At 48.4% G+C, this 19,393-nt stretch carries 26 protein-coding genes and 1 pseudogene; 6 read left to right on the forward strand and 21 right to left on the reverse strand.

What is annotated here, in order from left to right:
• Positions 1-13: 13 nt before the first annotated feature.
• The 4 genes from tssK to F3J40_RS01215 all read right to left on the reverse strand — a co-directional run bounded on the left by tssK (position 14) and on the right by F3J40_RS01215 (position 3,534).
• Positions 14-1,360: a type VI secretion system baseplate subunit TssK gene (tssK, locus tag F3J40_RS01200; RefSeq protein WP_167012135.1), complete on the reverse strand. Its 1,347-nt coding sequence runs from the start codon at positions 1,358-1,360 to the stop codon at positions 14-16.
• A gap of 21 nt (positions 1,361-1,381) precedes the next feature.
• Positions 1,382-1,897: a type VI secretion system lipoprotein TssJ gene (gene tssJ, locus F3J40_RS01205; protein WP_240155260.1), complete on the reverse strand. Its 516-nt coding sequence runs from the start codon at positions 1,895-1,897 to the stop codon at positions 1,382-1,384.
• A 19-nt stretch (positions 1,898-1,916) separates the two neighbouring features.
• Positions 1,917-2,423 carry an SH3 domain-containing protein gene (locus F3J40_RS01210; RefSeq protein WP_167012137.1) on the reverse strand — a complete coding sequence of 169 codons (507 nt, stop codon included), beginning with the start codon at positions 2,421-2,423 and terminating at the stop codon, positions 1,917-1,919.
• 859 nt (positions 2,424-3,282) lie between these two features.
• Entirely contained in the window at positions 3,283-3,534 is a 252-nt protein-coding gene (locus tag F3J40_RS01215; protein WP_167012139.1) for a hypothetical protein, read from the reverse strand.
• A 211-nt stretch (positions 3,535-3,745) separates the two neighbouring features.
• Here F3J40_RS01215 and F3J40_RS01220 point away from each other — a divergent pair, with 211 nt between their 5' ends.
• On the forward strand, positions 3,746-3,982 hold the full coding sequence (locus F3J40_RS01220; protein ID WP_167012141.1) for a hypothetical protein: 237 nt from the start codon (positions 3,746-3,748) through the stop codon (positions 3,980-3,982).
• A gap of 304 nt (positions 3,983-4,286) precedes the next feature.
• On the opposite strand, the gene F3J40_RS01225 is transcribed toward F3J40_RS01220, so the two are convergent.
• On the reverse strand, positions 4,287-4,562 hold the full coding sequence (locus F3J40_RS01225) for a putative quinol monooxygenase (RefSeq protein ID WP_167012143.1): 276 nt from the start codon (positions 4,560-4,562) through the stop codon (positions 4,287-4,289).
• Between the two features lie 407 nt (positions 4,563-4,969).
• Between F3J40_RS01225 and F3J40_RS01230 the strand changes: the two genes are divergently transcribed.
• Together F3J40_RS01230 and F3J40_RS01235 are read left to right on the forward strand one after the other, a co-directional pair.
• Positions 4,970-5,305 carry a TonB family protein gene (locus F3J40_RS01230; protein ID WP_167012145.1) on the forward strand — a complete coding sequence of 112 codons (336 nt, stop codon included), beginning with the start codon at positions 4,970-4,972 and terminating at the stop codon, positions 5,303-5,305.
• Positions 5,306-6,223: 918 nt separating this feature from the next.
• Positions 6,224-6,400 (forward strand): con-10 family general stress protein, encoded by a 177-nt coding sequence (locus tag F3J40_RS01235; RefSeq protein WP_167012147.1) that lies wholly within the window; start codon positions 6,224-6,226, stop codon positions 6,398-6,400.
• Positions 6,401-6,444: 44 nt separating this feature from the next.
• On the opposite strand, the gene F3J40_RS01240 is transcribed toward F3J40_RS01235, so the two are convergent.
• Positions 6,445-6,660 carry a hypothetical protein gene (locus F3J40_RS01240; RefSeq protein WP_167012149.1) on the reverse strand — a complete coding sequence of 72 codons (216 nt, stop codon included), beginning with the start codon at positions 6,658-6,660 and terminating at the stop codon, positions 6,445-6,447.
• Between the two features lie 115 nt (positions 6,661-6,775).
• Entirely contained in the window at positions 6,776-7,033 is a 258-nt protein-coding gene (locus F3J40_RS01245) for a phage repressor protein (RefSeq protein WP_167012151.1), read from the reverse strand.
• Between the two features lie 201 nt (positions 7,034-7,234).
• Between F3J40_RS01245 and F3J40_RS01250 the strand changes: the two genes are divergently transcribed.
• Genes F3J40_RS01250 through F3J40_RS01260 form a run of 3 tightly spaced genes read left to right on the forward strand, consistent with a single transcriptional unit; the run spans position 7,235 to position 9,950 of the window.
• On the forward strand, positions 7,235-7,600 hold the full coding sequence (locus F3J40_RS01250) for a GtrA family protein (RefSeq protein ID WP_167012153.1): 366 nt from the start codon (positions 7,235-7,237) through the stop codon (positions 7,598-7,600).
• Positions 7,597-8,508, forward strand: coding sequence for a glycosyltransferase family 2 protein (locus F3J40_RS01255; RefSeq protein WP_167012155.1), 912 nt, complete (start codon positions 7,597-7,599; stop codon positions 8,506-8,508). Before F3J40_RS01250 ends, F3J40_RS01255 begins: the two co-directional genes overlap by 4 nt.
• Before the next feature lie 2 nt (positions 8,509-8,510).
• Positions 8,511-9,950: a hypothetical protein gene (locus tag F3J40_RS01260; protein ID WP_167012157.1), complete on the forward strand. Its 1,440-nt coding sequence runs from the start codon at positions 8,511-8,513 to the stop codon at positions 9,948-9,950.
• A gap of 35 nt (positions 9,951-9,985) precedes the next feature.
• On the opposite strand, the gene F3J40_RS01265 is transcribed toward F3J40_RS01260, so the two are convergent.
• From F3J40_RS01265 to F3J40_RS01330, 14 genes and pseudogenes are all read right to left on the reverse strand, one after another.
• Positions 9,986-10,438 carry a tail fiber assembly protein gene (locus F3J40_RS01265; protein WP_167012159.1) on the reverse strand — a complete coding sequence of 151 codons (453 nt, stop codon included), beginning with the start codon at positions 10,436-10,438 and terminating at the stop codon, positions 9,986-9,988.
• Positions 10,439-10,444: 6 nt separating this feature from the next.
• Complete coding sequence (locus F3J40_RS24710; protein ID WP_205297160.1) at positions 10,445-11,281, reverse strand: hypothetical protein; 837 nt, start codon at positions 11,279-11,281, stop codon at positions 10,445-10,447.
• Positions 11,263-11,941, reverse strand: a pseudogene (locus tag F3J40_RS01275) (DUF2612 domain-containing protein). Before F3J40_RS01275 ends, F3J40_RS24710 begins: the two are co-directional and overlap by 19 nt.
• Positions 11,938-13,137, reverse strand: a complete 1,200-nt coding sequence (locus F3J40_RS01280) for a baseplate J/gp47 family protein (protein ID WP_167012161.1) — start codon at positions 13,135-13,137, stop codon at positions 11,938-11,940. The pseudogene F3J40_RS01275 and the gene F3J40_RS01280 overlap by 4 nt, the downstream one beginning before the upstream one ends.
• The gene (locus tag F3J40_RS01285; RefSeq protein WP_167012163.1) at positions 13,138-13,491 is read right to left on the reverse strand and encodes a contractile injection system sheath initiator; all 354 of its coding nucleotides are present in this window, start codon (positions 13,489-13,491) and stop codon (positions 13,138-13,140) included.
• A 1-nt stretch (position 13,492) separates the two neighbouring features.
• Positions 13,493-14,158 (reverse strand): Gp138 family membrane-puncturing spike protein, encoded by a 666-nt coding sequence (locus tag F3J40_RS01290; RefSeq protein ID WP_167012165.1) that lies wholly within the window; start codon positions 14,156-14,158, stop codon positions 13,493-13,495.
• Between the two features lie 41 nt (positions 14,159-14,199).
• Complete coding sequence (locus tag F3J40_RS01295; RefSeq protein WP_167012167.1) at positions 14,200-14,514, reverse strand: hypothetical protein; 315 nt, start codon at positions 14,512-14,514, stop codon at positions 14,200-14,202.
• Between the two features lie 19 nt (positions 14,515-14,533).
• On the reverse strand, positions 14,534-14,872 hold the full coding sequence (locus tag F3J40_RS01300) for an STY1065/STY2022 family phage-derived protein (RefSeq protein WP_167012169.1): 339 nt from the start codon (positions 14,870-14,872) through the stop codon (positions 14,534-14,536).
• Complete coding sequence (locus F3J40_RS01305) at positions 14,872-15,933, reverse strand: hypothetical protein (RefSeq protein ID WP_167012171.1); 1,062 nt, start codon at positions 15,931-15,933, stop codon at positions 14,872-14,874. The genes F3J40_RS01300 and F3J40_RS01305 overlap by 1 nt, the downstream gene beginning before the upstream one ends.
• 2 nt (positions 15,934-15,935) lie before the next feature.
• The gene (locus F3J40_RS01310; RefSeq protein WP_167012173.1) at positions 15,936-16,241 is read right to left on the reverse strand and encodes a phage baseplate plug family protein; all 306 of its coding nucleotides are present in this window, start codon (positions 16,239-16,241) and stop codon (positions 15,936-15,938) included.
• A gap of 8 nt (positions 16,242-16,249) precedes the next feature.
• Positions 16,250-16,819, reverse strand: a complete 570-nt coding sequence (locus F3J40_RS01315; protein ID WP_167012175.1) for a phage baseplate protein — start codon at positions 16,817-16,819, stop codon at positions 16,250-16,252.
• The gene (locus tag F3J40_RS01320) at positions 16,819-18,765 is read right to left on the reverse strand and encodes a lytic transglycosylase domain-containing protein (RefSeq protein WP_167012177.1); all 1,947 of its coding nucleotides are present in this window, start codon (positions 18,763-18,765) and stop codon (positions 16,819-16,821) included. Before F3J40_RS01320 ends, F3J40_RS01315 begins: the two co-directional genes overlap by 1 nt.
• The gene (locus F3J40_RS01325) at positions 18,755-18,907 is read right to left on the reverse strand and encodes a DUF6889 family protein (protein ID WP_167012908.1); all 153 of its coding nucleotides are present in this window, start codon (positions 18,905-18,907) and stop codon (positions 18,755-18,757) included. Before F3J40_RS01325 ends, F3J40_RS01320 begins: the two co-directional genes overlap by 11 nt.
• 35 nt (positions 18,908-18,942) lie before the next feature.
• Positions 18,943-19,392, reverse strand: coding sequence for a phage tail assembly chaperone (locus F3J40_RS01330; RefSeq protein ID WP_167012179.1), 450 nt, complete (start codon positions 19,390-19,392; stop codon positions 18,943-18,945).
• Position 19,393 lies beyond the last annotated feature (1 nt).

The raw sequence follows: 19,393 nt of genomic DNA on the forward strand, positions 1-19,393 counted from the left end.
AATGTCCGTTGAATCAGGCTGAAGTTGCGCGAATCGACCAGAGCTGAATTTCCAGATCGCCATTTTGCCCTGCAAGGTGCAGTGCAATTGCTCCGGTTTGTTCCAGGTCATCCCACAAGTCGCCGCCCTGTTCCAGCTGGAAATAGGTGTACCCGGCGTTCCATGGGATTTGCGGTGGAGAACTTGGCATTACATGCAGTGCGATTCCCGGCAGCTGTAACTGCACCAGATCGCGAATTTTGTGCACCGAAGCCACTTTGCTGCGCGCCGGAAACTGCGTTGCCAGGTTGGCATTGGGTTGGCTAGATTTTACCCCCAGCACAAAATTGCCCTTGCGGATGGCTGGGCTGTCTGGAATGTAGCCGCTGTACAATCCATGCGAGCGATTATCAAGCTCAATCGCCAAGGCATCTTGCTCGATAACCTGAGAAAGCTGTTGTTGCAGTAACCATGCGACGCGGCCAAAACAACCCGCCAGATCGTCGTGATTGTACGGAGGCAGCAATCCGCTTTTTAACAGACGGCTTTCGCTCCAGGTCATCAGCTCCCCAGCCAGCCCGCATAAATAGCCGTAAACCACCTCAGGATGGAGCTTTTTGCGCTCGGCCAGGTGCGTGAACTCCGCCCTGGCACGATTCATAAAGGCCAACAGCATGAAATCCAGCGTATCGTTGTTGGTCATACGGCCCGCTTCACGCAGCTTGAAGGCAATCGCTTCATTGCGCGCTGCCATCAGCTTCAGCAAGTTGTTGACGAAGTCATGGAGCTTTTCAACCGCGCCTTGATGCAGGCAGGGCGGGATATATTCGCCATGGAAGACAAGATGCTTCTCTTTTGTCACGTCCGTGACTTTGGCGAGCGGCAGGGAGACCCACTCCGCCGTCAACTCGCTTTCTAACATGATGCGCATACGCAACTGACCGAACTGCACTGTCGCATCGCCAAGGGACATTTCATTATGATCGGCCACTTCTTGCTCAAAGCTTACGTATCGTGCCAGCGACTCTTTTTGTTCGCTGAAGATCACCTCATCTCGCCCACCACGCTGCGCGGGCAGTGCCAGAACCAACTGTTGACCAAGATGTTGCGGCGCGATAACCACGGGGGCGGGTGCCGCCTGGCCTCGTTCTAATGAGAACAGCGTACCGTCAGGAAAGACGCCGCAGACGGTGTCCAGTGCCAGCGTGCCGCGTTTTAACTGCTCTTGATCAAATTTCAGCGTGTAGAAACCATAGTTCCAGCTATGCTGCGCCTCGCCCCGGATACGCTGCTGGTTTAACTGGTAATTTTCGGCCTGTTGGAAATGGTGTGGACGAAGAAACATGCCTTCCGTCCATACAACCCTGGCTGTTTTCGACATTTCTGATATCCGTTTGTTGATTTAGTTTTGCGGGCTGAGGGTACGTATGCCGCTGATGTCGGCGATGATCTCTGCGTTCAGCTCACCGCTGTTGCTCTGCCAGAATTTCCAGGTACTGCCCTGTGAAGGATCGGGCAACGGCAGAGACAGGCGCCATTTTTTGCCATCAAGAGTTTGATATTCCGCCATGATGCCGATATAGCGCGCGCCAGGCTGGGTCTGCCCGCGCAGGAGTTTGTTGAGTTGACCGGGCATCAGGAAGAACTGATCGGCGTTGAGCAAGTCATTGCCCAGCACAGCGTCAGGTTTGTTTTGCAGCGAGTAAAAATCGGCCGACATGAAGTTCGCATCGGATTTCAGTAGCAAAACGCGCACCTTCAAAGGTGCGCTGTCGTTAATTTGTGGATGCGCCTGAAATTTCAGCTGATAGCGGGAAGCCGTCTCTGAGGAGGTAGCACCACACCCTGCCAGCAGGATGAGCGCGAGAGGAATCAGCATCCAGCTGATAAAGCGCGATAAAGGCGTTTTCGTCGTCATCGTTCATCCCTGCCGTACTTTAGTTAAGAATCCAGGTACCGTTGTTGCTGTTGCGACACGCTTTGCTGTCACCGTCCACGGAGACACAGGTTTTCTTCGCAGGGGCACGACGTACACGACGTGAATCCGCTCGTACCGTCGCGTCATAACGATCGGCAGCAACACCAGCTCGCAGCGGCACATAGCCGACCAGCTGATCGCTGTCACCTTCGGCAATCGCAAACCAGTTATTTTCAACGGTCCCTAACACGGTGTAGCCCTGACCGTTTTCCAGGTGTTTAACCAGGTTGCCGTTAAAACCAGGTTTGCTCATGACTGAGGCGTCGTATAGCGCACGATAGGGTTTGTTAACGGGTTCAAACTGGGCAGGCGGTGTGATGGCGTGGCGGTAGCTCAACGTGACGCCATCAACGGTGCTGCTCACAATGGAGTCATCCGTTAACGGCGGAGGGGGTGCTTTACATCCGGCAACCACCAGAACACAAAGCAGGGAAAACAACAGAGGGAGTTTTTGTTTAATCGTCATGATTTTTACTTTCCATTCAATGCTATGCAGATAACAGCATCATTCCCCGATCAGGAGTGAACTGTGTGGTTTTAATGACAAAGGGTAGGAGATGGCAGCAGTTTTGGGTGGTTCGAAATACGCCAGATTTCTCTTAGTCTCAGCATCATTTCGTGGCATTGCGGCCAGATATGCTGTTTTGGCGCACTGAATGTGCTCCAACAACCAGAGACGTTTTCATAACGCACCGTAAGCTATACATAAATTTACAGTCAGTAGAAAGTTAAGGCTAAGAAAAGCCTACATAACTTTAATCAAACTGATCAGTTAGCTGTTCGCGTAACAGCTAAACTTAAATTTTGTATTCAGGTGATTTTAAAGCCTATCGAATGATTGTTAAGTAAACAGCCAATAGTTCTTTCGACAGACTAAATAAGGAATGGGGAAACAAACGATCGAAAACAACTGGTTACGATCGTTTTGGCACGCTACCGCCCTTGGGAGATCGCTACAATCCCCAATAATCCCTTACCTGTAACCACCCTGCTCCATCAGCAGCATCATTCTACCCAATGCTGGTTCTTTTTCAATTTTGGCAAAATTAACAGACAAAACATTATCAAACATAAAGAATTATTTTTAAACATAATCACCCTGTTTTTTACATTCTTTTAAGATTACTCCGAAGGAAAAATAGAAAACACCAGCCGCGGATTGATTTTTAGAGAATATAAAATTAACTTTTTATTTCTAAATGATCTTAAAAATCAGATTTTAACGTCATGACGACAGGGAAAGAGGGAATGTGTGTACATACCAGGATATGTCAGAGTGTGTCTTAGAAAGCGGGCTGTTTTGATGTGGGGAGAGTTTTCGCGACTCAGTTGTCAGCCTTTTCCTCCACCAGTACCAATGGACACTTACGCACCTTGCAAGCCTCGTTATAGGCCAGGGAACATACCGTACAGTAGTCGGCATCGGGTGCGTGATACTCATACTCAAGGAAGTAGCGAAAAGTAGCGTCTCGCTCGCGGGTTTTACAAAAGCGATGTTCAGCCAGATGATCATCAAGCTGGCGCAGTGTTAACGCTGAGGGGTTATGGAAACCAACGCGGATACGATATGTAGTCATAAGCTTATTATTTTCCTGGCAAACAGAAACCGCCAGCGGGTTGTGCTTGTTGCTGAGATAGGTTGTACCTGTCGGCCGATTTTGTGCTGCTTTTCTAACCTGGTGCAGTGGTGCAGGAGAAATTTCCGCTCACTGAGACGCCAGCGGTCTCTGCCGATCCCACCTTCTCCATAGCTAGATGCATGAAGAGCAAGTACCTCGACGCGTTGAAATGACAAAGCATGGTGAACGGGGAGTTGCTAATGAAGAAGAGGAGAACCTTGAAATGGACACCGCATCACTCATTTTATTTGTTGGCGCGGAATCACTTTCAAAGGTAACTGGCCGGTGCATGTATGTTTCTGAATTCAAGATGAGAGACGGTGATGAAGATTATTTGTATAGCAAAAAGATAACAGAGGCATACTGCCAAAAAGATCTGGTTAGTAAAGCAATGGATATAGCTTAGGGTTAACGCTGCCGTTTATATTCATAAATAGCAGTGAAAAAAGCATGCGCCCCACCCGGCGCTTATCTCCGGCACTCGTAATGGCTTAGCTCTTGAAGGGGCGAGATAATCATCTCAGATTTTTCCGAGTCAGTTTTAACATTAATTGCCATTGTTATCATTAGCAAGCTAACAGTTTAATATCTCTATGATTATCAGCGCGGAATATTTCGCGTTGATGTGGCATGACTCGTTATAATAGAGCCCCTTTAACAGGAGCAAAGTCATGATCCTGTTGAAGTTTTACTTTTTATATACAGATTTATTATACGGGTTCAGTTTCAAACCTGTGACCTAAACCGCCTATCACAGGACGTGCTCTGGCGATGGCATCCTGTACCGCAAGCAGTTGCAAAGATGACACATGCGCGGCCTTCGAGTCCCAGACTTCATATATCCACAGGCTATCGGAATCAGCAAGATCCCTGGAGATGAGGTAGCTATGGCAACCCGCCATTCCCTGTTGATTTTCCTGAAGAATCGCAATCAAGGCATTTCGCTGTCCTTGTACCGCTTTAATCTGCGTTATTACACCATACATGCTCGTTCCCCCATCAGTTGATACTAAGGATGTCCCCGAACGTCTGGCAAACAGGATTAGATCTGCCGTAAATGATATTGTGCTACTCCACCATCTTGAGCGCTTCATCCTGATTACGAGCAAACACTTCAATTAGGCGGAAGCTCTAACAGCTTTCGTTGTAAATGATGCTGATGCATTATCCCCAACCGCTGTGCTTGTAATATCCCACAACCAAATATTCTGAGATGGGTAATTATATACTCGAGGTTGAAGAGTAAACCCAGCGCTAATTAATTTATTAGTGTCTGTCATTTTTTAATTTCTTCCTTTGTTAATTATACATAGTCTAAAACTATCATTTGCAAATGATAACGACTTTCATTACCATGCACTTGCATATCACATTTATCGCTAAGGGATTACATATGAGAGTGGTTATTGCAGGTTTGATATTATTAATTTCAGGATGTTCAGCACCACTTCAGTCTACTGGTAATCCTTCCGAAGGTCTTGTCTATGCTCCTAAACCTTTATACCCATCGCAGGCATACCAAAAGAGATTAACTGGAATTGTAAAAGTAAAATATGATGTTGATGCAAGTGGAAAAACTTATAATGTTGCAGTCATCCAGGAATGGCCTAAAGGTTACTTCAAGGAATCAGCATTACAATCCGTATCGAAGATGAAATATATTCAAAACCATCCTAAGCAAGGGTTGATTATCAATATTAAATATAGATTAGTTAAAATAATAAACTAACCAAAGGAATTAAGGCGTATATTACATTACGCCTTAATTCTAACGATACCGATTACGCCGTGCCACCAAATCCACCACAGCAGTTTCACCGAATACCTCAATACCGTGCAGCATCCACGCAACCTCTTTTCGAAGCCGGCTTTAAGTGCATCCAGTGTGCTGGTGGACGCAACGACTGGAACAACGTTTTTGGCAGTCACTGGCACCGCAAGGAACTCCGCGCTAATGGACTGCGCAGTACCGCCGCAGTTGGCGATCTAAGCCTTACGCACTCTGCCAGGGAATCTGACATTCAGAAAATCTTGACCGATTTACTACTGGCGTAATCCTTTCACCGGGCAGGAGTATGTGATGGTATAGACCGAATATAAGAATTTCGGGAAATTTCGTTACCACACAAAAAATAACCATAAAAATCAACATATTAAAAAAAGACCGAATACGATTCCTGTTTACAACCCATGACGATATTTCCGATTAATATCATCAAGTTAACTGAGAAAACAGCATGTTTTGATGGTGCCAATAGTTATCAATACAGGCTTTTAAGATCAATCAGTTACTTTGAAATTCGGATCGTATTCGGGATTTTTTCGGACTTAAACTCCCCTTTCCACATTATCTTATGTAAAAAGCCCACAAACAATCTCCCTGGCACAATCACCTTTTCCTGAACCTCAACTTCTATAGCTGTGCCATCTCTAGTACATAGACTGGATGCGTATCACTTTCGACTCAAAAAATGCGCCCCTTTATACAATCTCATCTATAGTTAACTCAGCTGTAGGTGTTGCTTATCTCTCCGTTGATATTTCATGTTACTGCCCGGCTGTCTCCGGGCATTTTTTTTCAAAGAAAATCATACTCCTACTGTCTAAAACCTAGTTTTTCCCTAGGCACACAACTGAGGTATTACTTATGACCACAAGACGTGGTGGAAAAGGAAATTTTGCTGAGGATACGGATAGAGCAAGAGAGGCTGGCAAGAAAGGCGGCGCGATGAGTGGAGGAAACTTCAAAAATGATCCTGCACGCGCAGCGGAGGCTGGCCGTAAGGGTGGCAGGAAGAAGAAACCTGATTCAACATCCGACTAACCACTAGGCCCGGTTCTGTCCGGGCATTAGCTATAAGTGACGACCTAATTATTGATAATCTTGCATGCTTTACGCAGAATTTTTGCGGCATCTAAGGTAAATGCTTTCATCTGCAAGTCTTTCGATTCAGCGGCAATCCTTTCAAGTTCATAGAGAATATTTTCATTGCTGACATAAATACCTCTACCTGCGAGCTGTAAGACCGCTGACCCTATAGCGCATCCAATCATTTGCGTCCTGTATGCTCTAACTTCTTTCATTTTTAAGCTTATGTTAACAAGGCTGAAACCTTACAGTAGACGCTTTGAGTAAATACTCAACATAAATAATGACACAATGTGCTACAAGGCTTTTATTAATACTCAGAAGCCAGGCTCATACTGGCCCTTCGTTTCGCTCCAGCGTAAGAATCTCACAAACAATCTTCCCCAACACGATCACCTCTTCCAGCGCTTCACCCTCTATCGCTTCGCCGTCTTCCGTCATCAGGTGCTTCGGGTACCATTTTCCGAGCATAGGGTTTCCTTCCCACTGGAACGCGACTAAATCGCCAGGCTTAATTCTGGTCACGCTATCAACCAGCATAAATCCCGTAGCCGTATCGATGCGGAATGTGCTGTTACGGTTGGACATACACAGCTCGTTCAGGTCGAGACGAGACTCGTCGTAGTCCCGTGCTGTAGAGGGGGTGCCCTTTTAATTAACCCTTAGATAGATACTGTGCATACATTCAGTACTATTGTTCGGAGAAAGTTATCAATTGGTTTGATGGCAATCCTTGATAATGCCTCTCAGTGATGCCAGAATCAGACGTAACTTTTTAAGAGAAAACTCATGGCAAAAATATTTGCTCGATACGCCACCATCGGCGTAATGAATACAGCTATCCACTGGATTACCTTCGCTATACTTGTGGAGCATGGACAGCCACAATCGCTGTCTAATTTCATCGCATTTTGCGTAGCCGTTACATTCTCGTTCTTTGCTAATGCAAAATGGACTTTCAGTTCTGAGGCCACAACAATACGCTATTTGATGTATGTTTTGTTCATGGGAATTGTAGCAGTCATGATCGGTTCGTATGCCGATCGACTAAAAGTCTCACCCGTAGCGACACTCGTCGTGTTTTCAGCGATAAGTTTTATTTGCGGATTTATCTATTCTAAATACATTGTTTTCAGGGAAAGAAAAAATAAATGAAAATCTCACTGGTTGTTCCTGTCTTCAATGAAGAGGAGGCGGTGCCTATTTTCTATCAGGCAGTACGTAAGGAACTGAAAAAATTTGATGTTGAGATAGTCTTCATTAATGATGGCAGTAAAGATGGAACGGAGGGTATCATTAATGCGCTATGCGTTTCCGACCCTCAAGTGATCTCGATATCTTTCACGCGTAACTTTGGCAAAGAGCTAGCTCTGTTTGCCGGTCTTGAGCACGCTACTGGTGAGGCCGTAATCCCTATTGATGTAGACCTTCAGGACCCAATCAGTGTAATTCCTAAGCTAGTCGAGAAATGGATACAAGGCGCTGATGTTGTGTTAGCAAAACGCACTGATCGCAGTACAGATACTCACCTGAAGAGAAAAACTGCTGAGTGGTTCTATCAGCTGCACAATAAAATCAGCTCCCCAAAAATTGAAGAAAATGTTGGTGACTTCAGACTGATGTCCAGGGAGATTGTAGACAACATTAAGCTAATACCTGAACGTAATCTTTTCATGAAGGGAATATTATCCTGGGTCGGCGGGCAGGTTGAAGTGGTTGAGTATTCGCGTGCAGAACGCGTAGCGGGAGTTTCTAAATTCAATGGTTGGAAATTGTGGAATCTCGCACTTGAAGGGATAACATCGTTTTCGACTTTCCCGCTGAGGATGTGGAGCTATATAGGGTTAGTTGTTGCAACGTTATCATTTTTCTATGGCGCATACATGATTATCGACACCATGATATTTGGCAACCCAGTTGATGGATACCCTTCAATTATAGTTTCAATACTATTTCTAGGTGGCGTACAGTTGATTGGAATAGGTGTTCTCGGTGAATACATTGGAAGGATTTACATAGAAACCAAACAAAGACCAAGATACTTAGTTAAAAGTAGGAAGTAAAAATGGATAAAGAGATAAGGAAGCAACACAAGCTGCATGTAATAGTTTTTACGATAGTCTTGCTCGCTTTCTCACCGGCATACTTATTTAACTATGCATTCAATGATGATTATGCTTTGCTTGGGCAAGTGATGGCTGGTTTTTGCGACACATTCAAGTGGGACATAATGTCTGGCAGACCGTTGTTTGCCTATCTTCGGTTGATGGCTTACAAAGTTAACGTTGATCTTGTTGACCTAGCTTATCTCCGCGCTTTCTCTGCAGTTTGCGCTGCAGGATTTTCCGTGCATCTTTTTACTTTTTTGAAAAGAAGAGAAGTTCTGGATTCAGATGTAAAGCGAGTTTTGTTGGCAACATCTCTAAGTATGCTGCCCACGTTTCAGGTTTACACCTCGTGGGCTACTTGCTCTGTGTACGTAATGGCGACATGGTTATCATTGATGTCATACGATTGCTTTTCCAGCAATAGATATCGTTACGTAGTCAGAGTTCTTGCATCCTTAGCACTGATTTCAGCTTCGTTCGCCATCTATCAGCCTGCAGGAATGGCGCTTCTAGCATTCGCATTTATTGATATTTGTCTATCAAATAAAACAATTGACATAAAAAAATGCATTCTTTCTTTTGCCCTGACTGCTTGCGGGGTTCTAAGTAGTGCTGTCATGACCAAAATCATTCCACTGATGATGTATGGCGAGACATTCCAGCGCGCGGCATTGACTCATGATCTTATTGGGAAGGCTAAGTGGTTTGTTATAGAACCAATGAGAATTGCCTTGTCCAACTATGACATAACCCTTTCCGTATGGTATCTGGCTATTAGCATCATAGTGACGATAACTGGTTTATTTTTTGTCTTCCGTTTGAGTAATGGTGGATGGAAACTGCTGCTTGTCGCAATGTTTGGTATAGGAAGTTTTAGCCTTAGTTTGATTGTTAGTGAGTCATGGGCGACATGGAGAACTATGCCTGGGCTAACAATTGTTGTCAGCTCAATATTTATAGTCGGTCTTCTTTCTTTAGCTGATTTATTCCCACGCTACAGATTTACGTTCATCTTGGGATTGGTAACTGTCATAGCTGCCAGTTGCTCTTACAATATTGTCCGTGGATTCGTTATACCACAACGCTCAGAGCTTCAGTCACTGGCAGCAGAGTTATCAAATAAAGTTAGTAAGAATTACTCAGGGAAAGTAATGATAGACATTACAAACCCCACTTATAATGCATTTTCAAACGTGCAGCGAACAGATGAATTCGGAAACATTTCATTAGCCAATGAATGGGCTCCATGGGGAATGGTTTTATATTTGAAGAATAAAAAAGGCTTTTCATTTGAAATTCCTTATAAACCCACAATTGACACCCCGAATCAGTGCGTTGAAAACTGTGTGATAATAAGTACAGGCTCTGCAATGTTGAAATCTACAACAGATTTTTAATGCTTTAGCGCAGTTTTTCTGCGCTAAATTATCATCTAGGGATGTACCGGCCAAATAATTTCCGGTGCTTTACTGATATCTATAGCTTGAACAGCCTGGTAATATTTCATCCAAGTTATTAATGAATCCTTGTCGGAGTCACTGATAATCCCCAGCATCAATTGAGTTTGCCATGGCTGGGTATTGGTATTAGCTTCTGCCAGTAAAGCAGACTTGATAGCTTTCGCGTTGTCCGCAGTAAGTTGTACGGGCTTAGGCTCGCCCTGAACCACCTTACCATCGACATATTTTGAGTCCTGCCCAATCGACTTGAAGACATCTTCACTCACTTCCTGAAGTTGTGCAGAAACATAACCCTCCGACTCCTGTTTGCTCACCGCTACCATCATTCCGGTGACGTAACCATCGCTGTCAGTCTGAATAAAATATCGAATAGAAAAAGGTGCAATCTCTTCTGTTGCCTGAACTTCAATGTTTTCATCTGTCATTTTCAATTACCACACTGCCAGGAGGTTTACGTTCAGGGATGAGCCGTTGTTATAGATTCCGCAGTTGCTTGGTCCGATGCCATTCAACCAGCACTGAAACGCGCCGTTGATCGCCGTGATGAATACGGCCGGCGCAGCTACAAAACTCGCCGGAAATGTCCAAGTGGTTGTGGCATTGGCAGCAAGAGTAAGGTTTTGGCGACACCACTGCCCACCTCCTGGCAGTTTAGTCCATGCCCCATTTCCATTGGTGCCGGATGTGAACTGATTGTATGCCACTGCACTGTTTGATGCGGTTCCCCCTGCTACAGCAAAATCCTGACCAGAACTTCCTGCTAGCGCTGCCTTTGAAGCCAGCCCGCTATTAAGCAGAGACACTGGAACTGCTGCATTGGTATTTGATGAGGCTGATTGAACCAGAAATGTTTGTGTAGCTGATCCGCCCAATGCGGCTTTTGCACCCAAGGCAAGATCCAGCCCCAGATTTGCCAGCGCAGCAGTTACTGCCGCCGTACCATCTGCTTTAATATCGGCAAAGGGATTGGATCGTGAAAGGTAAGTTTTAGCAAATGTATTTCCCAGCAGAGTCACAAACCCATTCAGATCACCGTTATCTAATACGTCAGTGCCATTTTTATTAACAAGAAACTGAGCCAGCGCCGCCGCTACAAAGGTTGACTGGCGTAATGCTTTATTAATCTGAGCCGATGATGCCTTACCCGCCTGGAATCCATTTATCAGAGCGTCCAGAGCCTCATAATCTGCCTGAGCAATTACGTTAGCGTTAATACCAGTTGAAAACGGTTTGAAGTTATTAGTTGCCATTAAAGTTTTTTCTCCCATGCGCCTTCATCAAGTCCGGCGATATATTCGTTATCCATGTCGAACCCAAAGAAGCGGTTCCCCACAGATGGGGTTTCTTGAGGGGGTTTGAATATCGCCAACCCAGACGCCAGCGGCTTTGACGGTTAAATATCCCTGCCTGATGGCGGCCAGTAGTTCGAGAGAAACCTGGCTGATATCTACTTCGGGGAAAACCCAGACAGAAATTGTCATATCCTGGTTATCGACGATCTGCATTTTCAGGCCTGAGCCTTCCAGTGCGGTTTCCAGAATTGGCGGCAGCGTATCGTTTTGTCCGTTCCAGTTGTTAATCGCTATCTTCGCTTTCAGGACAATGCGGTAGGTGTCGTCACTCAGGCTGGTGTAGCCTGCGTCCGGGTCATATGGCCCCTGCCACCCCCCCTGATCCCAGCCCAGCCCGTCCGTATCGAAAGAGAAATAAACGCCCGCGATTGGCTGGCTGACAATGCGAGTCCGGCCAATCCATTCGCCTAGCACGTCCAGCTGCACGCCCACCGCGCTGTCGATGTCGAATGCAGTAATAAGGCTTTGCAGCGATGTCGAAGCGTCGATAAGTGGACGGGTGGAGAGGTCAACGTGGGCTACAAACTTCGGTTTTCCAGCGTGGTAGTTGGTGATGAGTTCAGTGTACTTACTCATGATGTCACCGTCAGCGCGATATTAGCGGTGCTGCATGATGCTGATTCATTGAATGCGATAACTACGTTCGCCGCCGCTACAGCACCCGCGCTTTTGCCAATCTGAAGTAACGAAATGTCGTAATATTTCGCATTACCCCCGCTGACTACCCCGAGGTTTGCCGGTGAGTAAACCCGGCTCAGAAGCACATCATCACCAATCAGAAGGCTGTTGATGTAGTCAGCGATGGCCTGCTTGATCTGCTCCCCAATCTGCGTGGTGTAACCAGTGAAAACTTTCAGAGAAAGCGCGATATAAATTGGCACATCGGTTGAGCGGTAAAAATTAATCGCATGAGGGTTGCCGTATGTATCCGGTACCGTCACTGAGGTGGTGCCATATGTGGCCACACCCTGCCCTTTTTTGCCGCGAATGGTCTGGGCAATGACTGTTGCATCACCGCCATCGACAATTGCTGAAAGTGAGTGTGCTGGCAGGCCATTGGAATCAGCTGAGCCGGTATCGTTCTCATACAGCTTATGCCGCGTCACGCCATCAACGTTTTCCAGTGCACCATCAACAGCATCGAACGGAGTTAGCGAAGGCAGCGCCACGCTCTGCCCCTGACGGATGCGCAGTGCGGAGTCGGTTTCCACTGCGGTGCCGACTGTTGCGGTACTGGCGTTCGTGACTGATGTCCATCCCCGCGTTGGCGTGTTGATTTGGTTAACAGAGCCGATCACCGCCGCCACCGTACCAGAGTTGGCGCAGGTTGCTGTAGCAATCACTGAACCGCCAGTGTCAATCGTCACGCTTGCTGGCAGGTTCCAGATGATGCCGTTTGCATCTTTCACCGAGCCGTTAGTGATAGTGGTTCCCGCCGTACCGCTCAGCACCAGGTCAACCGTTGAGTTCGTGGCCCCGTTGCGGGTAATGCCGTTAATTTTGACGTTTCGCGTCAGGGCATCACTTTGCGCGGTGGACGGAGAAAACGAGTTATACACGGTAACCGCCGTATTGTTGGCATCGTTGATGGCAAGTGCCACCAGCGCCACCATCTGACCATCCTTACTGTCCGGCTCAAGGTAAGCGTCCGTGCCATAAATCTGCTGGAAAAATCCGGTGAGGGTACTCAGGACCGTCTGGTAGTCAGGCGCACTTATGCCTGAGGCGGTTACCGTTGCGGCAAGCCCCAGCGTATCAAGGTTAAGAGCCATTTAAGCCTCGCTGCTGACCGTCGTCGTTCCGTAAATGGTGTCGATCGTTGCCGTAAACGTGACGCGGCGGGTAGATGTGTTTTTGCTGGTATCGAAGGCTGTCACGGCATTCACGCCCTGCGTTTCGAGTATGTGCTGGCGGATAGCCAGGCTGTAAGTTTCCGGGCTTTGTTTGCCTAGCACAGACTGAATCCAGGGAGTGCCAGCCGTGGTATCGAGAAACCACTGGCCGTACCAGAGTTCAAATCGCGTTTTCACCGCCTGGGCGACACACTCGGGTGAGTTAATCAGCCAGGTGTTATCGCCCTGACCAAATGTGTAGTCGCCATCAGCATCTTCGCGCCGGTACCGCATATCAGCCTCCCAGCGGCGCTGTGTTACTGCCGCCATACTGCACGCCGCCATGGTTGTGCTTATCAACAATAGAGCCGTCAACCAGCTGCAGGCGACCATCGCTGAGGATTTTCAGTCCGTTCAGGTTAAAGCCACCCGGTGCCGTGCCGCTAATGGTGCCGTCACCCGGTGACAGGCTCAGCTTTGTTTCGCCGTCATCGCTGCGAAGCTCGACAGCAGTGGTACTGATACCGCCGATTTTCGTCGCGCCAGACTGCAGCCCGACAATGGCGAAAGCGTCCGACAGGTCGTGCATGCGGTCATCCACCGCTTCCTGCACGCCGCCACTTTGCCACCAGAAATCAATGCAGCGGTCGCTAAACACCAGCAGGCACTCATCGCCCTCGCTGATCGGGAACGTCAGGGAGCAACCCCCACCGCGCTGAAATACCACAGGCACATCGACCAGTAGTGGCAACGGTGCAGACGTGTAGTTACCCTGGTCATCACTAACCTGCCCTTTAATGGCTGGCTGAACGGTACAGGTAGGCGGGGTGCTGTCGTCACCCGGATCGAATGACTGGATGATGCCTGGCATTGCAACGCGGATCGCGGCAAGCGCTGAGCCGATAATGCTTTTCAGCGTCTCCTGCTCGCCGCCAGCAAGGGATTGCGGGGTTACTGCCATGTTTCCTCCGGGCATAAAAAAACCCGCCGAAGCGGGTTCAATTATTTTTCTTTTTTAGTAAGAGAGTAAAACTTATCATCTTGATATTTACTGCACTCTGATTTTTCTGACTTATTAAGCTTGTTGAATGCATCCTCTGCTAGATCGAGGTTTTCCTTAAAAGGCCAAGCTTCATATTCTGGGCTCTCTTTTACTGCTTTAACAGGGTCTCCCTGGTAGGCAGGATTTTCATATTTCATGCAGATTTCGCTGAGGAAATATGCAGCAGAACCACCTCTTGGCGTAGCATAAGCATTCCCAATACTAATACTTGCCACAAATAGCCCTGTAATCAGCTTGGTTTTATCTAACATCATTTCTCCTTAAAAGTTGAGATTAAACCTTTTTACAATCAAACGAACCAAACACCCGTGGCTGATCCATATTGCTACGGATAGCCTCAACATTAAGAACGGCTTTTCCGTTACGTTTTACGTAATCGAGACCAAGCCAGCCAGGCGCATCAGAGCGCGGGAGCATCCATTGAACTTGAATGTTGTCATAGCCCTCCTTCCGTTTTAAGAAGGTGACTTTTTGCGTATCAGGCTTCTCACCATTTATACGAAACCAGCCATCATTGGGGCCAGATGACAAAGTAAATGGGCCGCATATTGTTACTGCGAAGCATTGCGAAGTAAGAATAAACAGCCCCAAAAAAACCATGATCTTTCGCATTAAACAGTCCTGTTTTTAGCTGAGGCATTGAGTAGATCAGCCGATCCGCGCGCGAAGCACATCAAATCCATGTACCACGGCTGGCCCCGTGTATCGCCAGTATAGGAGATTGATTTAACAATATACACCCCATCAGCAGCGATACTCGCTGGCTGTTGCAGCGTACCATTCACTGTCAGATTACCGTTCGCATCAGTTTCACTGGTGCGTCCAGGCAGTGCCTTCACCTCATCAGAGGACAGGCTGGCGCGATAAACCGATGTTTCGTCTATCTGCACTAGCCCGTTTACCCGAATATTAGGGTTAATCAGGCAACGCACATTCACACCCGCGCTCATCGTCTGTTGCGGCATGCCGATCAGCCCGGTGTCACTGTTGAGCACAATTGCCGTTCCCAGATACTTATCTGTCGGTAGTAGCTGGAGTTGACCACCAATTAACTGCCAGGTAGCGCCGCATTGTGCCGCGACATTATCCATCACATCCCGGGTAGACTGATAAAGCACTCTTCCTCTGGGGAATACGGTAACTGGCATATCACCCGTAACGCCTTGGGTTATCCTAAAAGGACTACAGCTTTTTACGCATGCGGCATGCACATCAGCAACCGTATAGCCCGCAGCAATAGTTTTGGTGACCGAGGCGTAAAGAAATGCCTGATGCCCGTCAATGGCCTGAATGAGCACCCACGTGTCCGTAGGGTTATCCCGCCCCTCAATAGTAAAGCGAACATCCCCGCTAAATATCTCGCCGAAGTTGGTGCCGTTTACATGTCCTATCTGGGACTCATCAATTTCGGTTGCCTTGTTAAGCTGGCTGGAATCCACCGTTTGCGGCAAGCCATCGTACCCGGCAATGATTTTAATCCTGTTAAACTCTTTCCCCAGAATCTGAGTGGCGGTGTCTTTTGACAGGTTGTAAATTTTTACCAGGCCTACGCGCGGCCAGCGGGTATCGGTCCACTCGATTTCAAACGTGACCTTAAAATCACTGAAACTGATTATTTTTCCGCTATCGCTGATGAGTTGCAGTTCAAAATGCCGCATCCAGTTCTGAGACATAATTACTCCGTGACGACATACAGATGACTGCCTGTGCCGAGGTCTGTTTTAGTCGGGTATTCCTGGCTGTCATCATCACACAACACGATGAGCCCAAATCCCAGATTGAGATAGCTGTATTGCGCCAGCAGGTTCAGGCCGGTAATCAGTGGAATTCCGCTAACAATTGCGGTTTCACTGCCATCCATTAAATCCATAATCCATCCGGCATTGTCGCGCCAGAGCAGCCGCATAACGTAAGTTACGCCTCCGATCGCTACGCTGAATTTCTGATTATCTGCTGAAAGAAGAATCTCGCTGTAGTCCACTCATCCTCCTAAAAATATGATTTCAGCTTAGATAACAGTGACTGATTGCTGACAGGCGCAGTGGATTTTGTGCCTGCGCTCTGTACGGCTGAGGTGCTGGCTCCTTGGGTCATGTCAGCCTTATCAGCCACAGTGGTTGTCTGAGTGCTGGTGATAATGACCTGCCTCAGACTGAGCGTTGCGGAGAGCACATTTTCGGTGGTTTTATCCGTGACAACAGACAGCTCACGGATCAGCATATTTGAATACTTCCGCTTACCCGTCACCACATCAAAAGGAATGCGGCTGGTCTGTATATCAAGCAACTGCTGGTAAACCTCTTTCGGACTAAGGCCCAGGCTCAAACCTACTGACGACGTGTCCAGTAAATCCAGCAGCGAACCACCTCCGGAGAACCCGACCTCCATCACCACCTCAGAAGGCCGTTTAAAAGCGTGATCGGCAACCGGTGCACCCTTTTCAACCGGATGCTCAGTAATCTCCAGCAGGTCACTGTGCTTCTCTGAAATCACCACGTCCGGCACCACAACGCCGATTTTGCGGGTGCTCAGTTTTAACAGCGTTGAAACGATATCCATCAGCGCGGCCCTGTAGTTGCTGACTGCGCCAGGCGAGCATTAACCGAAGTCTGTTTATCCGCTATTGCCTGCGCTGCCTGGCGCGGATCATTAACGCCATGAATGTGAATGTTGGTTTCCTGACTGATGGATGCCCCACCCGTAGCGCCTGGCATATTGCTCAACACTTTAGGCAGGTATTCCCGCGTTTCCCTCGGCATCAACCCCATGCCATAGCGCTGTACGTTTCCCAGCCCCCAGTTATATGAGGCCAGCGCTTTCGACAGGTTGCCGCCGTTCGCTTTCAACAACTGGCTGAGATAACGCGCAGCTGCCTCTGCCGATTTAGCAGGATCGAAAACGTCATTGCCACGCAACCCCAAATCTCTGGCAGTACCATCAATGAGCTGGAACATCCCCTTGGCCTGACCGTATTTAGTTTTTGGTCCAACTGCAAACTGATTGCCCCCCGACTCGGTAATAGCCATGCCGCGAAGTACGCCAACCGGAAGGTGATAAAGCGCCTCAAGCTGGGCGAACTTAGGTTGCATCCAGCCCAGCAATGCAGCACCGGCCTGGGTGGGTTGAGGTCTTTTAACCGACTGTGCGTGCTGATCAGGAGTGTCCGGCGTACCATTAAAAAGGCTCAGCATATCGGTGGTATCTTTCGCCGACATAATGTGGGCTTTTTCCAGCAGGTGCCAGAACGGGCTGTTAGCCAGCTTTTTGCCGAAGTCGGAGAAGAAACCATTGAATTTACTGTTAACGTAATTGATGGCCTCGTTAATGACCTGCGACCAGTCACCTTTCATGAAATCAGACAGGGATTTCAGCGTAGCTTTCCAGTCCAGCGTGCCGTTGTTAAGCTTATTGAGTTTATCGGTGAACCAGTCCAGCGCGCCCTTAGCGGCGTTAATACCCGGTTCCCAGGTGCTCCAGTCAATAAGTGACTTACCGCCCTCTTTCCACGTTTTGTAATCGTCGTAAAGGAGGGCCAGCGAGCCAATAAGCAGAGTCACGATCCCTAAAGGAGAGGCAAGAAAGGCGCTGTTCAGTATTCGCCAGGCAACGACAAGGCCGCCAACCGTGGCGATGAGTTTTTGCGTACTGCTATCCAGTCCTCGCCACCAGGTCTGAATATCTTGTGCCGCTTCAAATAGCCGGTAGACCAGTCGGCTAATCGCATCCGCCAGCCACAAAATTCCCTTAACGCCCGCAGTGATGGTTTGTTCAATCTTCGGGAAGTTATCGATGATTTGCTTTCGCAGGTTATCGATGGAGCCGGACAGCCCATTCGCAAGGCTTGAACCGATTTTATCCCGCGCCATCCCCGCCATTTGGCCGAACGAGCGCAGCGAAGTCATAAATTTGTTCGAGCTTACCGCCGCCGCATCAGCGTTGTAACCGATGGCCTGAGCCATTTGCGTATACTGGCCGCTGAATTGCCCCATGCCCCGCCGCATTGCCATCAGCGTGTTTTCATCAATGCCCAGCATTTGCGCATACTGGTTTGCCCGGTAGTAAGGCATTTTGCTGAGCTGCTGGCCTACACCTGAGAAAATCGAGGACATATCACGCATGCGGCCGCTGGCATCACGCGTCTGAACCCCCAGGCGGTTCAGGAAACCTTCTGCACCGGGGCTGTTACGTACGAAACGCGCCAGTCCTTCCAGTGAGCTGCGCGCCGCCTCTACGCTTGAGCCGGTCTGAGACGCGGCGTAGCCCAGAGCCTGAATACCCGCTACGGTTGCGCCGCTACGTTGACCGGCCCAGTAGAGGTTATCCAGTCCGCTGGCAATCTTTGCCGTGAAGGCGACAACAGAGAGCGCTGTCGCCTCCACTGCGCTGCCCAGCTTAACCACATTCAGTGTTGCGCCCAGAATGACGGATTCAAACTTCTTCGCGCCAGCACCATCTACCTGGAATCCCAGCGAGATCATGAAGTCTTTAATGGTATCAGCGTTCATTTTCCTGCTCCCATCGTCTGATCCGCGCTTCGTTATCGGCCTTTAAATCCAGCCAGTCATTCATTCGTGCCACGTCCGCCAGGTCAACCGTGCCATCAATCAGCTTGTCGTAGCTGATATACCCGGCATCCACCGGGCGCATCAGAAAGTCTTCGCCGTCTGGCAGTGACTCCAGCATTAACCCGCTGGCGGGGGCTGCGTCTCGTTGGCGGGGGCTGCGGGCAAAAAATTTCCCAGGCTGTCGCCTACCACGCGGCCCACCATCTGCAGCATGCTCATCAGGTCGATGTCATCAAACATCAGCTCGCCCTGAGAAAACACGGGTGACCAGCCCCGGCCATGCTGGCGCGCCACGCGCGCGAGGCAGGTATGAATGATGGCGTTCGTGTCTTCTTCGCTGAAACCCGACAGCACGTCGGCAATCTTCGGCAGCAGCGATTCCAGCAGCGTGTAGACCTTCTCTGCGGACTGCGGATCTTCAGCGGTAAGGCGCGCGCCGTCTCTGATGCTCTGAAAATCGGACATCAGCCCGGCCAGTACCGGCAGCAGCTTACGCGTGACTTTCAGCTGATCAAAAACGCTCAGCTTTGCGGTGCGGTACTGCACCCCTTTCAGTTCAAATTCCACT

Origin of the sequence: Candidatus Pantoea multigeneris, from assembly GCF_011752615.1 — a bacterium.
Taxonomy (GTDB): Bacteria; Pseudomonadota; Gammaproteobacteria; order Enterobacterales; family Enterobacteriaceae; genus Pantoea; species Pantoea multigeneris.